The 14,642-nt window shown below is 71.3% G+C and carries 9 protein-coding genes; 4 read left to right on the top strand and 5 right to left on the bottom strand.

Annotation, left to right across the window (positions count from 1 at the left end; translation table 11 throughout):
• The first annotated feature begins 522 nt into the window (after positions 1-522).
• The 4 genes from E6R18_RS18990 (at position 523) to E6R18_RS19005 (ending at position 6,726) form a co-directional block, all read left to right on the top strand.
• Entirely contained in the window at positions 523-1,893 is a 1,371-nt protein-coding gene (locus tag E6R18_RS18990) for an ABC transporter substrate-binding protein (RefSeq protein ID WP_206308317.1), read from the top strand.
• Positions 1,894-1,897: 4 nt separating this feature from the next.
• Positions 1,898-3,322: a sugar ABC transporter permease gene (locus E6R18_RS18995; RefSeq protein WP_136318089.1), complete on the top strand. Its 1,425-nt coding sequence runs from the start codon at positions 1,898-1,900 to the stop codon at positions 3,320-3,322.
• Entirely contained in the window at positions 3,319-4,242 is a 924-nt protein-coding gene (locus E6R18_RS19000) for a carbohydrate ABC transporter permease (protein WP_206308318.1), read from the top strand. The genes E6R18_RS18995 and E6R18_RS19000 overlap by 4 nt, the downstream gene beginning before the upstream one ends.
• A 309-nt stretch (positions 4,243-4,551) precedes the next feature.
• Entirely contained in the window at positions 4,552-6,726 is a 2,175-nt protein-coding gene (locus E6R18_RS19005; protein WP_136318090.1) for a bifunctional glycosyltransferase family 2 protein/CDP-glycerol:glycerophosphate glycerophosphotransferase, read from the top strand.
• Positions 6,727-6,796: 70 nt separating this feature from the next.
• Here the strand turns inward: E6R18_RS19005 and E6R18_RS19010 are convergent, their stop codons facing one another.
• From E6R18_RS19010 to E6R18_RS19030, 5 genes are all read right to left on the bottom strand, one after another.
• Positions 6,797-7,171 (bottom strand): EamA family transporter, encoded by a 375-nt coding sequence (locus tag E6R18_RS19010; protein WP_202453469.1) that lies wholly within the window; start codon positions 7,169-7,171, stop codon positions 6,797-6,799.
• A gap of 70 nt (positions 7,172-7,241) precedes the next feature.
• The gene (locus E6R18_RS19015) at positions 7,242-8,756 is read right to left on the bottom strand and encodes a methyltransferase domain-containing protein (RefSeq protein WP_136318091.1); all 1,515 of its coding nucleotides are present in this window, start codon (positions 8,754-8,756) and stop codon (positions 7,242-7,244) included.
• Positions 8,753-9,964, bottom strand: coding sequence for a glycosyltransferase family 39 protein (locus E6R18_RS19020; RefSeq protein ID WP_240799786.1), 1,212 nt, complete (start codon positions 9,962-9,964; stop codon positions 8,753-8,755). Before E6R18_RS19020 ends, E6R18_RS19015 begins: the two co-directional genes overlap by 4 nt.
• 146 nt (positions 9,965-10,110) lie before the next feature.
• Positions 10,111-13,650 (bottom strand): bifunctional glycosyltransferase/CDP-glycerol:glycerophosphate glycerophosphotransferase, encoded by a 3,540-nt coding sequence (locus tag E6R18_RS19025; protein ID WP_136318092.1) that lies wholly within the window; start codon positions 13,648-13,650, stop codon positions 10,111-10,113.
• A gap of 241 nt (positions 13,651-13,891) precedes the next feature.
• The gene (locus E6R18_RS19030; protein ID WP_136318093.1) at positions 13,892-14,515 is read right to left on the bottom strand and encodes a TetR/AcrR family transcriptional regulator; all 624 of its coding nucleotides are present in this window, start codon (positions 14,513-14,515) and stop codon (positions 13,892-13,894) included.
• Between the last annotated feature and the right edge of the window lie 127 nt (positions 14,516-14,642).

A 14,642-nucleotide genomic window follows, 5' to 3' on the forward strand; every position in this document is an offset into this window, starting at 1 on the left:
CCGAAGGACGCCGGCCCGACAAGCCGGCCCGCCGAGCCGGCCCCCGTAAGAGCCCCGCCCGGCGGGCGCCTGCACCCGGCTCGAAAGGCCGCGCCACCCCCGTACGCCCCCTCAAGGGGCGGCATGGAGAGCCCTCTCGCGGGAGCGGGCCGACCCCTGGGAACGGGAGCGGGCCGACCCCTGGGAACGGGAGCGGGCCGAACCCCGTACGCGGGAGCGGGCCGACTCCTGGGAACGGGCCGCTCCCTGAGCCGCACCCGCGTACGCCCCGAGTCATGCCGGAGCCGCCCCTGAACGGCGCTGGAGCTCCACGGCCCCCTCGTCCCCCAATGGCCGGATACCTGCACTGAGATGACGTCACGAGCCCATCACGATCAAGGACTTGGGCCGGAAGACGGTATTGCGGCACCCGAGCGCCGGGCGTAGGACTGTGCGGACACGACGACGTGACGCGGGACCGGCAGCACCGGCTTTCAGGACCGGCGCCGGACCGGCGCACGCGCACAGAGAGACGGGGCAGGAATGGGCACAACCCTTCGGATGCGCAGGGCAGCCGTGGTGTTCGCCGCCATCGGCGCACTGGCCCTCACCGGTTGCAGCGACGACGGTGACGGCGGAGACAAGAAGACGGACGACGGCGGCGCCACGACGGGCAAGGACTCCGCGCCGAGCGTCGTTTTACCGAAACTGGACGGTGAGAAGCTCTCTGTCGCCGCGGTCTGGACGGGTGCCGAACAGGCCAACTTCGTCAAGGTCCTCAAGGAGTTCGAGAAGCGCACCGGCGCGAAGGTGACGTTCGTCCCGGCACAGGACCCGATAGTCAACTTCCTCGGTACGAAGATCGCGGGCGGGCAGCCGCCGGACGTCGCGGTGATCCCGCAGGTCGGCGCGATCCAGCAGGCCGTCGCGAAGAAGTGGGCCAAGCCGGTCGGTGACGAGGCGAAGGCCCAGCTCACCAAGAACTACGCGAAGGTCTGGCAGGACCTCGGCGCGGTGGACGGCACCCAGTACGGCGTCTACTACAAGGCCGCCAACAAGTCGCTGGTCTGGTACAACACCGCGGCGTTCAAGAACGCGGGCGCGTCCGAGCCGAAGACCTGGAAGGACTTCCTGGCGACGGCCGAGACGGTGTCCGCGTCGGGCATCACCCCGGTCTCGGTCGGCGGCGCGGACGGCTGGACGCTCACCGACTGGTTCGAGAACGTCTACCTCTCCCAGGCGGGCCCGGAGAAGTACGACCAGCTGGCCCAGCACAAGATCAAGTGGACGGACCCGTCCGTCAAGGACGCGCTGGCCTCGCTGGCCCAGCTCTTCGGCAAGCCGTCCCTGATCGCGGGCGGCGCCGACGGCGCGCTGCAGACCGAGTTCCCGACGTCGGTCACCCAGACCTTCACCGGCGGCGACCAGCCCAAGGCCGCCATGGTCTACGAGGCCGACTTCGTCGCCGTCAACATCGGGCAGACGAAGGCGAAGATCGGCACGGACGCGAAGGTCTTCCCGTTCCCCGCGGTCGGCGCCGAGTCGCCCGTGGTGACCGGGGGCGACGCGGCGGTGGCGCTGAAGGACGGCAAGGGCGCCCAGGCGCTGCTGACCTGGCTGGCCTCCGCCGACGCCGCGAAGATCGCCGCCGAGCAGGGCGGGTTCATCTCACCGAACAAGGAGCTGGACCCGGCCGCGTACCCCAACGAGGTGCAGCGCACGATGGCGAAGGCGCTGATCGCGGCCGGTGACGCCGTCCGGTTCGACATGTCCGACCAGACTCCGCAGTCGTTCGGCGGGACGCCCGGCAAGGGCGAGTGGAAGATCCTCCAGGACTTCCTGAAGAACCCGAAGGACATCGCTGGGACCCAGGCCGCGCTGGAGTCGGCGGCGGCCAAGGCGTACAAGAGCTGACGGCATGACGACAGCGGCAGCGGGGGGCGCCGACGAGGCGCTCCCCGCCGACAGGCAACCCTCCGGCGGGACTTCGGTACCCGCCCCCAGGAAGGGCGGGCCCGCGCCGTCCGGCTCCCCCGGTGCGCGCGGCAGGCGGAGCGTGACGGGCACCCGCAGGGTGATCGCGGCGCTCTTCCTGCTGCCCGCGCTGGTGCTGCTCGGGGCGCTGGTGGTGTACCCGATCGTGTACTCCGTCTACCGGTCGTTCTTCGACCAGGCGGGTACGGGCTTCGCCGGCATCGACAACTACAAGGCGCTGTTCACGGACGACACCATCCGTACGGCGGTCAAGAACAATGCGATCTGGGTGGTGTTCGCGCCGACGGTCGCCACCGCTCTCGGGCTGATCTTCGCGGTGCTGACCGAACGCATACGCTGGGGCACGGCGTTCAAGCTGGTCGTCTTCATGCCGATGGCGATCTCGATGCTCGCCGCGGGCATCATCTTCCGGCTGGTGTACGACCAGGCGCCGGAGCGCGGGGTGGCCAACGCGGTGTGGGTGGGCGTGCACGACACGTTCGCCCAGTCGGCCGGCTTCCCCAAGGCGCACCCGCTGCCCGTCCACCCGCTGAAGGCGGCGGGCGGCGGGGCCTTCGTGACGAAGACGCCGGTACGGGCCGGGCAGCCGGTCCACCTCCCCCTGGTCGGCGTGCTTCCGGCCAAGATGCCCGGTGACGCGAAGCCGGCCAGGGCCCCGGGTCCGGCGTCCGGCGGAGAGATCACCGGCACCGCGTGGCTGGACTTCACCCAGGGCGGCGGCGGCAGACCCAACGTCATCGACGCCAGGGAGCTGGGGCTCAAGGGCATCAAGGTGGAGGCCGTCAAGGACGGCAAGGTGGTCGCATCGGCCACGGCGGGCGCCGACGGCACGTTCACGCTGCCCGCCTCCGCGGACGGCGCCGGACTCCGGCTCCCGGCGTCCAACTTCAAGGAGCCGTACAACGGCGTGGAATGGCTCGGCCCGACCCTCGTGACGCCCGGCATCATCGGGAGCTACGTCTGGATGTGGGCGGGCTTCGCCATGGTGCTGATCGCGGCGGGCCTCGCCGGTCTGCCGCGCGAACTCCTCGAAGCGGCCCGGGTGGACGGGGCCAACGAGTGGCAGGTGTTCCGCCGGATCACCGTGCCGATGCTCGCCCCGGTCCTCGCGGTGGTGCTGGTCACGCTGATGATCAACGTGCTCAAGGTCTTCGACCTGGTGTTCATCATCGCGCCGGGCTCGTCCCAGGACGACGCGAACGTGCTGGCGCTCCAGCTCTACCGGTCCTCGTTCGGCACGGACGCGGACCTGGGGGTCGGCAGCGCCATCGCCGTGCTCCTGCTGCTGCTGGTGATTCCGGTGATGCTCTTCAACATCAGGCGGATACGGAAGGAGGGGCGCCGATGACGACACCCTCGGCCACCACCGCCCCCGCCGGGCCGGGCGGCGCCCCGGAGACCGGCGCGGTGAAGGCCCGGCGGTCGCTGGGCGCACGGATCGCGGCGCGTGCGGGCGGCGGCGCGATGCGGGTCTTCCTGATCCTGGTGGGCCTGTTCTGGCTGATGCCGACCATCGGGCTGCTGCTGTCCTCGCTGCGCAGCCCGGAACGGATCGCGTCGACCGGCTGGTGGAAGATATTCACCGCTCCGTCCGAGCTGACCTTCGACAACTACTCCCGGCTGCTGGACAACCCGACGTTCACCCACTCGCTGTTCAGCACCATCCTGATCACCGTGCCCTCCACCGTCCTGGTGGTGGTGATCGGCTCGTTCGCCGGGTACGCGTTCGCCTGGATGGACTTCCCCGGCCGGGACTGGTGGTTCCTGCTGGTCGTGGGGCTGCTGGTGGTCCCGGTGCAGGTCGCGCTGATCCCCGTGTCGAAGCTGTTCGGCGAGATCGGGATCTTCGAGACGACGCTCGGGGTGATCCTCTTCCACACGGCCTTCGGCCTGCCCTTCGCGATCTTCCTGCTGCGCAACTTCTTCGCGGAGATCCCCCGGGAGCTGCTGGAGGCGGCGCGGCTGGACGGGGCGGGCGAGATCCGCCTCTTCACCCGGGTCGTGATGCCGCTGGGCGGGCCGGCCATCGCCTCGCTCGGGATCTTCCAGTTCCTCTGGGTCTGGAACGACATGCTGGTCGCGCTGATCTTCGCGGACTCCGGGTCCCCGCCGATCACGGTGGCGCTCCAGCAGCAGGTGCGGCAGTTCGGCAACAACATCGACGTGCTGGCGCCCGGCGCCTTCATCTCGATGGTGATCCCGCTCGCCGTCTTCTTCGCCTTCCAGCGCCAGTTCGTCTCGGGCGTGATGGCGGGGGCGGTCAAATAACCGGCCGGACACAGGCGGGTGTGCGACAGTGCGGGGCGGTCCGGCAGGTGCGGGCCGCCCCGCACCGCTGCGCACAGATTGGGGCGCCCGGCATCCACCCGTGCGTCCCGAATGGCCCAAGGTCCACTTACTGTCCCAGGTAGTATGATAAGTGGGGCCTTCATCAGCCGCGCGGTCGACCAGGCATCCGGGCCCGACGCGCCCGTCTCTTCGATCCTCGTACGTCTGCCCGCCCCCTGACCGTCCTGCGGAGTGCACCCCCAGTACGCTGTGTGCCTTCCAGTACGCACAGTCCGAGAAAGAGTCCGTATGCCCCGGCTGAGTGTCATCATCCCCGTCCGTCGCGCCCGAGGCAGTCTGCGCGAGTGCCTGGAGTCGGTGCTCTCCCAGTCGTTCACGGACATCGAGGTCATCGGGGTCGACGACGGTGCTCCGGACGGCTCCGGCCTGGTTCTGGACGAGTTCGCCGCGCGCGACAGCCGCGTCCGGGCCGTGCACCTGGCGCCGGGCGCCGGCGCGCACGGACGGCGCAACGCCGGCATCGAGCGGGCGACCGGGGACTACCTCCTCTTCCTGGAGGGCCACTACATCCACCTGCCCGGCGCGCTACAGGCGATCGCCGACCGGCTGGAGTCCACCGGCGACCCGGACGTGCTGCTGTTCGGCCACCGCAAGCGCCCGTTCCGCGGCAAGACCCGCTCGACCCGCTCGCTGGAGAAGCTGGCCGCGATGCCCGCGGGACCGCTCACCCTCGCCGAGCGCCCCGACCTCCTCGACATCGCCCCGGTGTCCTGGAACCGGGCGATGCGCCGCACCCTCGCCGAGCGCGAGAGCCTGACCTTCGGCCCCGGCCCGCACGGCGAGCGGATGTACGCGCTGGAGGCCGTCGCCGTCGCCGCCTCCGTGGCCACCCTGGACACGGCCTGCGTCGAGCACCGCACGCAGCGCCACCTGCCCGGTCTCGTGGACGACGCCGAGCCGGCGGTCGGCACGACACCGCTGGAGCTCGTCGACGCGTACGACGGGCTGATGACCTTCGTCGAGGCGCGCCCGGCCCTGAAGCCGGTGCGCGGCCTCCTCTTCGACCGGGCCGTCCAGGAGCTGCTGTCCGCCTACCAGACGGTGACCAAGCGCCGCCGTCAGTACGTCAGCGCGGTCGCCTCCTTCCACAGCGCCCACCGCCCGGACGGCTTCACGTTCCCCGGCGGCGCCAAGGGCCTGCGCCCGCAGCTGATGGGCGGCGGCAAGTACGCCGCGCTCGGCGCCCTGGACACCGCGCTCGCCACCCGCCGCAGTCTGCGCTCCGCGCCCACCACGGCCCGGGCCAAGGCGAAGAAGTCGTTCACCGCGCGCTACTACAAGGCGCAGCGCAAGCTCCCGCTCGACCCCAAGCTCGCCGTGTACGCCGCCTACTGGAACCGCGGCGTCAGCTGCAACCCCGAGGCGATCTACCGCAAGGCCAAGGAGCTGGCCCCGGACATCCACGGGGTGTGGGTGGTGTCGAAGAACCAGGTGGACTCGCTGCCCAAGGGCATCGACTACGTGGTGCCCGGGACCCGCCGCTACTGGTCGGTGCTGGCGCGCGCCACGTACTTCTTCAACAACGTCAACTTCCCCGACCACCTGGTCAAGCGCCCCGGCCAGATCCATGTCATGACCCATCACGGCACCCCGCTGAAGATCATGGGCATGGACCAGCAGAACTACCCGGCGGCCGCCCAGGGGCTCAACTTCGACCGGCTGCTCAAGCGCGTCGACCGCTGGGACTGGAGCGTCTCCGCCAACCCGCACTCCACCGAGGTGTGGTCCCGCGCCTACCCGAGCGCCGCGCGTGCGCTGGAGACGGGCTACCCGCGCAACGACGTCTTCGCGACGGCCACCGAGGAGCAGATCGCCAAGATCCGCGAGGACCTCGGCATCCGCCCCGGCCAGCGGGCCCTGCTGTACGCGCCGACCCACCGCGACTACGAGTCCGGCTTCACCAACCGCCTGGACCTGGACACGTTCTGCGCGGCCGTCGGCCCGGACACGGTGGTCCTCATGCGCGCCCACTACTTCTACGGCGGGGCGGGGCTCCCCGAGAACGCGTCGGTCATCGACGTCTCCACGTACCCCCGCGTCGAGGACCTGTGCCTGGCGGCGGACGCGCTGATCACGGACTACTCGTCGGTGATGTTCGACTACGCCCACCTGGGCCGCCCGATCGTCATCCACGCCCCGGACTGGGAGACGTACCGCACGGTGCGCGGTGTCGTCTTCGACCTGCTGTCCGGCGAGCCGGGCGAGACCCCGGGCGCGGTCGCCACGACCACCGAGGAGCTGGCGGCGGTCTTCACCGACGGCAGCTGGAACAGCCCGGAGAACGAGGCGCTGCTGAAGGCGTTCAAGGAGCGCTTCTGCCCGTACGACGACGGCCGCGCCGCCGAGCGCGTGGTGCGCCGGGTCCTGCTGGGCGAGGAGCCGCCCGCCCCCGGGACCGTCTGACGAGCACACACATGCCGAAGGGCCCGCCACCGGAACGTTCCGGCGGCGGGCCCTTCGGCGTCGTGCGGGCTCAGCCCTGCTGACCGGCCATGACCGTGACCAGGCCGACCACCACGAGCAGCGAGCCGCCCCAGGTCCACAGCGAGGTCCGCTCGTGCAGCACGGTCGCCCCGGCGAGCACGATCAGCAGGTAGCCCAGCGCGTTGAAGGGGTACGCGACGGAGAGCGGCACCTTGGCCAGCGTCGTCATCCAGGCGAGCGCGGACACCGCGAAGACCACCAGGCCGAGCACCACCCAGGGGCTGCCCGCGGCGCGCAGCGCCACGGAGCCGCCGTCCCGCCCGGCGGCGGCCGCTGCGCCCTTCATCCCGTGCTTGAGCATGATCTGGCCGCCCGCCGACGAGAACACGGCGAACAGGAGCAGCAGCACACTGGGGAGGGTCATGGCCTTGCTCCTGACTGCGGGGGCGGGGGGCTCGGGCGCCGGGGCCGCTGCGGGCCCGGGGCGGGGCGCCTCAGACACCGACCCGGTCGGCGGGGACGTACTGTCGGTTGAGGATGTCCTGTACATCGACGTGCTCTCCAGCGATGATCGTCTCGGCCGCATGCGGGGTGAGCAGTGCGACGTGCTGATAGCCGAACAGCGTCGGCCGGATGCGGGTCAGCAGCCGCGACATTCCGCCGAGCACCGCGGCGAGCGGTCCCCGGCCGAGCAGCGACCAGAACGGCGCCCCGGTGGACGCGAGGTCCAGGACGTCGTATCCGGCGGCGCGGACGGTGCGGCGCAGGCTGGCCCGGGTGAAGAAGCGCAGATGCGTCTCGTCGAGGATGCCGCGGCGGTCGTAGCCGAAGGCCCCGACGGCGACCCGCAGCCGGGAGTACCAGTGGCTGAAGTTGGGCACCGACAGCAGCACCCGGCCGCCGGGCCGCAGCACGCCGGCGACCTCGGCGAGGAGCTGTTCGGGACGGGAGAGGTGCTCGATGACGTCACCGGCCACGACGTAGTCGAAGCCGGTGCCGACCCCGGCGGGCAGCCCCTCCTCCAGGTTGGCGAGGTGGAAGTGGGCGCACTTCTCGCGGACGCCCGGCACCTCGACGTAGTCCACGCCGGTCACCTCGTGCCCCAGGGACTCCAGGCGCTCGGCGAACAGGCCGCCGGAGCAGCCGAGGTCGAGGACGCGGCCGGGCGGCAGCTCGCGCATCTTCTCCAGGATGACGGCGTGCGAGGAGCCGTCGCCCGCCTTGAAGGCGTACTCGACGGGCTTGGGAATCCAGGGGCAGGTCCCGAACCCCTTGACGGCCAGCCGGTATTCGAGGACGTCCTTGACGACGTCCTTGGCGTACTTCATGCCGTTGACGTAGCAGATCTCGTCGCCGTAGTACGTGGGCACCGGGATCTCCTTGATCCGCATGCCCGCGTCCAGCAGTTGGACGATGATCTGGGTGTCGAAGTCGAAGGCGTCGGTGTTCCGGTCGATCGGCAGCTTCTTCAGGGCGTCGACGCTGTAGGCGCGGTAACCGGAGTGGAATTCGGTCAGCTCCGAGCCGAGCAGGCCGTTCTCCAGCCGGGTGAGGATGCGGTTGCCGAGCCACTTGTACATCGGCATGCCGCCCTTGAGGGCGCTGCCGGACGTCATCATCCGTGACCCGAACACGGCTTCGCACTCGCCGCGTTCGATGGGTGCGACCATCTCCGGGAGCAGTTCGGGGGCGTACTGCCCGTCGCCGTGCAGCAGCACGACGATGTCCAGTCCGTGGTCGGCGGCCAGCGCGTATCCGGCCTTCTGGTTTCCGCCGTAGCCGAGGTTCTTGGTGTGCCGCATCACCACGGTCCGGGGCATTCCCTCGGCCTGCGACCAGCGGCAGCCCGCGGTGAAGGTCGCGTCGTGGCTCGCGTCGTCGAGAATGAGGATTTCGTCGATCCGGGACCGGAAGTCCTCCGGAATCCGGTCGAGCGTGTTCTCCAGCGTTGTCTCCGCGTTGTACGCGACCACCAGGATGCCGATCCTGGGACTCGGGCTTTCCTTCACGGGGCGTTCTCCAGTTGCGCTCGGGGTGCGGGTTCGGTCGACGGATGAACAGGGCCGGTGTCCGCGAGGATCCGGCGTACGCCGGTGGCGAGGCCGACCGCCAGTACGAGCCAGCCGGCGGCGCCCAGGTACAGCACGGGTTCGCTCCAGCGGACGGCGGAGCGCCCGCTGTAGCCGAGCACGGCGACCAGGCCGACGACCGTGCTGTACGCGAACCCCTCCACCGGTCCGAGGACGAACATGCCGGCGGCCGCCCAGGTCAGGTACTGGAGGCCGGAGGCGGTGGACAGGAGCAGCAGCAGGCCCAGGGTGAGGGCGACGACACCGGGGAGCCGGTCCGGCCGCAGCCAGGCGAGCCGGATTCCGGCGGCCACGCAGACCAGCACGAAGAGGAAGTGGCCGCCGCCCTGCATGAAGGCGATGACCGGCTCGGGCAGCCCGAGGACGTCCGCGAACCGCACGAGACCCCACAGCCGGTAGCTGCCGCCCGCGTACTCCATGACGTTGCGCTCCAGATGCAGCGGCACGGTGACCAGGGCCGGCCCCCACACGAGCGCGGCGAGGCCCGCGAAGCCGGCGGCGAAGCGGACCAGGACCGGGCGCCCGCCGCGCAGCGCGGCCACGAACAGGGCCGGGATCACCACCACCGGGATGAACTTGACGCTGATCGAGAGCGCGGCGGCCACCCCCGCCGCCAGCGGTGACTTCCGGTCGGCCAGCAGGTGGGCGGCGGCCAGGGCGAAGGCGATGGCGACCGCGTCGGTGTTGCCGTGGTAGCCGGAGGTGGCGATGAGCACCGGGCTGACGGCGACGCCGATGCCGCAGAGCATCGCGGTGCGCAGGGCGGCGCGGCGGCGGACGATCTCGAACACGAGGAGCGCGCAGCAGAAGTCGGCGGCCGACGCGGGGAGTCTGATCAGCGTGGCGAAGGAGAACCCGAGGTCGGTGAGGCTGTTGAGCCCCATCAGCATCCAGCCGGCCAGCGGCGGGTGGTTGTAGACGGGCAGTCCGGGGAGCGGGTGCTCGTAGATGCGGACGGGGCCGTACACGGTGATGGCCTTCGCGAACCCCCGGAAGATGCGCACATCGGCCGGGCCGGGCGAGTTGGCCGCGATGATCATGCGGGTGAGGAGGCCGGCGGTCGCCGCGGCGAGCACGGCGGTTCCGGCCCGCCGCACGTCTGTTTCGCCCCACATTCGGATACCCATGAAAACAGAACGTAGCAAGGAGGCGACGTTAAGCAACGCACCGAACCGTCACCGTCGCGTAAACCCCTGCCCCGGACACACCGGTGCCCGGCCGGTGGCGGTACCGGCCGGGCACGGGACGATCCCCTGGGTGCGGGGCGGGTGGACTACAGCATGCGGTCGACCACCCGGGCGGTCGCCCGGCCGTCGTCGAGGTCGCAGAAGTCGTGCCGGAACTGCTCGTACGCCTTGGCGTGTCCCGCGATGGCGCGCTCGGGGTCGCGCAGCGCCGCGATCAGGTCGTCGGAGCCCGGGATCAGGGGGCCGGGCGCCCGCGACTCGAAGTCGAAGCTGAATCCGCGCAGCGTGTCGCGGTAGTGCTCCAGGTCGTAGGTGTGGAAGAGCATCGGCCGCCCGGTCTGGGCGAAGTCGAACATCAGCGAGGAGTAGTCGGTGACCAGGGCGTCGCTGATGAGCATGAGTTCGCCGACGTCCGGGTAGCGCGAGACGTCGCGGACGAAGCCGGTGCCGCTGTCCGGGAGCCGGTCGGTGACCATGTAGTGACGGCGCACCAGCAGGACGGTGTCGTCGCCGAGTTCGCGCTCGGCGGCGGCCAGGTCGAGCTGGAGGCCCAGCGAGTAGCGGCCGCCGCCCAGGCGCTGGTCCTCGCGCCACGTCGGCGCGTACAGCACGACGCGCTTGCCGGCCGGGATGCCGAGCTTCTCCCGTACCGCCGCGGCGACCTTGGCGCGGTCGGCGGCGTGGAAGATGTCGTTGCGCGGGTAGCCGCACTCCAGCACCTCGCCCTCGAAGCCGAACGAGCGGCGCAGGACGGGGGTGGAGTACGTGTTCGGCGAGACCAGGAAGTCCCACTGCTTGGCCCGGTCGGCGAGGGTCGCGATGTAGGCGGCGTTCGCCTGGGCCGTGCCCGCGAGTTCGAGGCCGATGCGCTTGAGCGGGGTGCCGTGCCAGGTCTGGACGACGGTCTGGTCCTCGCGCCGCACGAACCACTCGGGCAGCTGCGTGTTGGTGACGATGTAGCGGCTGCGGGCCAGCGCCTCGTGCCAGGCGACGGAGCCGTGCTCGACGGCCGTCGCGCCCTCGGGGATGACCGCCTGCTGGTCGCGGACGACCCACAGGTGCTCCACCTCGGTGCCCCGGCGCACCAGCTCCTCGTAGACGGCGCGCGGCGAGTCGGAGAACTGGCGGCCGTCGAAGGTGCTGTAGAGGGCGGCGGCGCGCACCGGTTCGGTGCGCTGGGCCGCGTACGCCTCGCTCAGCAGCCGCTTGGCGCGCGGGCCGCGTTCGGCGGCGCTGAGCACGGAGCCGGAGACGACCAGGAGCTGGTCCCCGAAGCGCCGTTCCAGGGTGTAGTCGCGGCCGGAGAGGCGGCGGGTGACGGGCAGGGTGTGGAAGGCCGAGGCGGGGATGCGCAGCGCGCGGTCACCGCTCTCGTCGGCGGCGCCCTTGTCCCGGAAGAAGAAGTACCAGTTGCCCTCGCCCAGCGGCAGCGCGCCGCCGGGACCCTCGACGGCGTCGGGCCGCAGCTCGGCGCGGAAGCGGCGCGCGTCCTCGGGTCCGGTGAACTCGACCGGGAAGATCTGCTCCTCGCGGTGGCTGCTGTTCTGCGCCACCAGCTCGACCGGGTGCTCCGGGTCCTCGGGGAACGTGCCCTCCAGGAACAGCCGGCCGTCGTCCGTCCAGCTCGCCAGTTCGACGGCGGGCTGCACGGGGCGGTCGCTGATCACCAGGTTGCCGCGCGCGCTGGCGACGAAGCCCAGCTCGTGGCGGACGCCGTCGGCGTCGGCGAGCGGGTAGCGGCCGGGCAGCACCGCACCCGGCGTGTCGAGCGACGCCTTCAGGCCCTTGGGGCCGGTCAGGTGGACGCTGTACGACATGCTCCTGGGCGCCTCGTCCCCGGTGGGGCGGGCCTCCTCGATCGCGGCGAGCGGGAGGTCGGCGGTGAAGCGGCTCCAGCCGGCGGCGGGTCCCGCGCCCCCGCCCACGGTGGCGGGGACCTCGTAGGTGGTCTTGGTGGCGCCGTGCGTCAGACGCAGCGTCAACTCGCCCTTGACGAGGCGGGATCGCACCACGCCGGTGACCCGCACGGTGCCGGCCTCGGCGCCCGCGCCGTGGGTCTCGAACCGGGCGTCGACGCGCTCGGCGTGCAGCACCAGCTTGTCGCCGTCGAAGGCGGGCACGATGCGGTGGTCGCCGTCGGGGCGGTGGACGGGCGGCGCGACGGACGCCTCGCGGACGGACGGGAAGGCGCGGCGCAGCAGGCCGCCCCGGGCGATGCCGACCTCGAACTGCCAGGTGAGCTGCTTGGGGCCGCCGTCGGCCTGGATGCGGAGCTTGGAGGCGTCCACGGAGGTCTCGAAGCCGGACCGGTGGTAGTCGTGCAGGCTCTGGCGGGCGCGGGCGGTGGCCTCGGGCTCGTCGACCCGGCGCAGCCGCAGCGGGACGACGTTGCGCCGGCCGGCGCGCAGCCAGCCGATCCGGAACTCGCTGGGCCCGGAGGTGACGGGCAGGTTGCGGACGTACGCGTAGCCCTTGAGGTGCAGCTTGCCGTCGCGCCACTGGGCGTCGCGCAGCCGGGCGGCGAGCGGCAGGTCGCGGTCGGCGACGCGCAGCACCGGGGCGGGCACGGGCTTGGTGAGGACGGGGTAGTTGGCCTGGCGGCGGCGCATGCCGCTGACCTCGAAGGCGCCGGGCTCGCGCTTGTCCTGGATGAGCAGCGCGAGCAGTTCGTCCATGCGGTGCTCGCGCACCAGGTACCACATCACGCGCAGGCGCAACGGAAGGCCGTCGAGCACCGACGGGTCGACCTGGTCGATGAACTTGTTGGTGTACGTGAGGAAGGCGGCCCGGTATTCCTCGTCGCCGTCGGGCAGGACCTCCATGAAGTACCAGAGGTCGTTGGCCAGGGCGTGGGCCTCGTAGTGGTTCTTGTCCTCGGGCGGGCGGTTCTGAGCCAGGAAGGTCGAGACGCCCTGCACGTGCGCGACGCGGTCGCGGATGCCGCGGACGACGGCCCGGCTGGTGGTGATCGAGCCGGGGCGGTCGCGCCAGTGGTAGACGGGGTCCTTGACGATGTCGACCGACTTGGCCAGGAAGTGGGCGGGCAGCACGACGGGGATGTCCTCGTACAGCGCGCCGACCGGGAAGGCGAACTCGTTCTCGTCCCAGAAGGAGCGGCGGAAGACCTTGTTGCAGGCGATCCGGTCGCCGAGGAGTTCCAGGTCGCGCGAGACGTGGGTGCGCATCCGGGTGGTGGCCATCGGCTTGCGGAACATCGGCGACTGCTGGAGCTTGCCGCCGGCCCGCAGGCGCAGCACGTTGCCGGACGCGAGGTCCGAGCCGGTCTCCTCCAGGGCGCCGACGAGCAGTTCGTACGCGTTCGGCGGGATGACGTCGTCGCTGTCGACGAAGGCCAGGTAGCGGCTCTCCGGATCGCAGTTGCGGACACCGGTGTTACGGGCGTGCCCCAGTCCGCCGTTCTTCTGGCTGACCAGCTTGAAGCGGTCGTCCCGCGCGGCGAATTCGGCGGCCAGAGCGGCACTGCCGTCGGTGGACCCGTCGTCGACCATCACCACCTCGAGGTCGGTCATGGTCTGCTCCGCGAGGGACTTAAGGCAGTCCGTCAGGAAGAGTTCCACGTTGTAGACGGGGACAACGACACTGAGCCGTGGCGGCATGTTGAGCACGTCCGTTCATCAAGGGCCTGGCTATCCGTAGGGCTCAACCGTATGGACGGTCGGGGGTCACCGGTTACGGTCCCGAACGAGTGACTACGCCTGCACCGTGCTCGCCTGCCCGGGGCTTCGCCCGGGCGGTCCTGGTGCACGGTGAACGCGTGCTCCGGAAGGCCCGGTGGGCGGCCCGCCCACCAGACTAACCGATGGAAGGGTGACCCCTACAAGCACGCTCGGACACATGATCGAGACGTCACCCGTCGGGGTCCGCCCGGTGTGTGAGGGCGGCCACGGCCGAGGCGGCGAGGTCGTCCAGGTATCCGGGCGGCAGCTCTCCGCGGACCACCGCGAGCCGCCAGTAGAGCGGGCCGACGATCAGGTCGAGGGCACGGTCGGGGTCGCTGTCCGGGGGCAGCTCACCGCGGGCGACGGCGTCCCGGACGACCACCGCGGCGACGCCCTGCTGCGGGTCGAGCAGGGCGGCCTTGATGGCGTCGGAGATCTCCGGGTTCCGGGCCGCCTCGACCAGGAGGTCCGGGATGACCTGGGAGGCCAGCGGATGGCGCAGGGCGTACGCGGCCAGTTCGAGCACGGCGCGCACGTCCCCGTCGAGCGAGCCGGTGGCCGGGGCGGGCATGCCCTGCGCGGCAACGGCGGAGACCAGGTCCAGGACCAGGTGCAGCTTGGACTTCCAGCGCCGGTAGACGGCGGTCTTGCCGACGCCCGCCCGCCGGGCGATGCCCTCGATGGACATCCGCGCGAAGCCGACCGCGGCCAGCTCCGCGAACACCGCGCTGCGGATGGCGTCGGTCACGTCCTCGCGCAGGACGGCGGCTCCCGCCGGGGCTCGGCGGCGGCTTCCGGGGTCGGTGGTCATGACCGAAGCATAGTCCGCGACGACGAAACGGTTGCGTTCCGGCGTCGCGGCGTCCTACCCTCGGCGTAGCGACGATACGGACCCGTCCCGTCGCCGTGCGATCGATCCTCCCTCCTGCCCGCTTCCC

The sequence above is a fragment of the Streptomyces sp. A1277 genome (genome assembly GCF_004795015.1).
GTDB lineage: Bacteria > Actinomycetota > Actinomycetes > Streptomycetales > Streptomycetaceae > Streptomyces.

Bases quoted from the DNA above. Each gene is read 5' to 3' on its own strand.
- E6R18_RS18990 (WP_206308317.1), top strand. From the start codon at position 523: ATGGGCACAACCCTTCGGATGCGCAGGGCAGCCGTGGTGTTCGCCGCC.
- E6R18_RS18995 (WP_136318089.1), top strand. From the start codon at position 1,898: ATGACGACAGCGGCAGCGGGGGGCGCCGACGAGGCGCTCCCCGCCGAC.
- E6R18_RS19000 (WP_206308318.1), top strand. From the start codon at position 3,319: ATGACGACACCCTCGGCCACCACCGCCCCCGCCGGGCCGGGCGGCGCC.
- E6R18_RS19005 (WP_136318090.1), top strand. From the start codon at position 4,552: ATGCCCCGGCTGAGTGTCATCATCCCCGTCCGTCGCGCCCGAGGCAGT.
- E6R18_RS19010 (WP_202453469.1), bottom strand. From the start codon at position 7,171: ATGACCCTCCCCAGTGTGCTGCTGCTCCTGTTCGCCGTGTTCTCGTCG.
- E6R18_RS19020 (WP_240799786.1), bottom strand. From the start codon at position 9,964: ATGGGTATCCGAATGTGGGGCGAAACAGACGTGCGGCGGGCCGGAACC.
- E6R18_RS19030 (WP_136318093.1), bottom strand. From the start codon at position 14,515: ATGACCACCGACCCCGGAAGCCGCCGCCGAGCCCCGGCGGGAGCCGCC.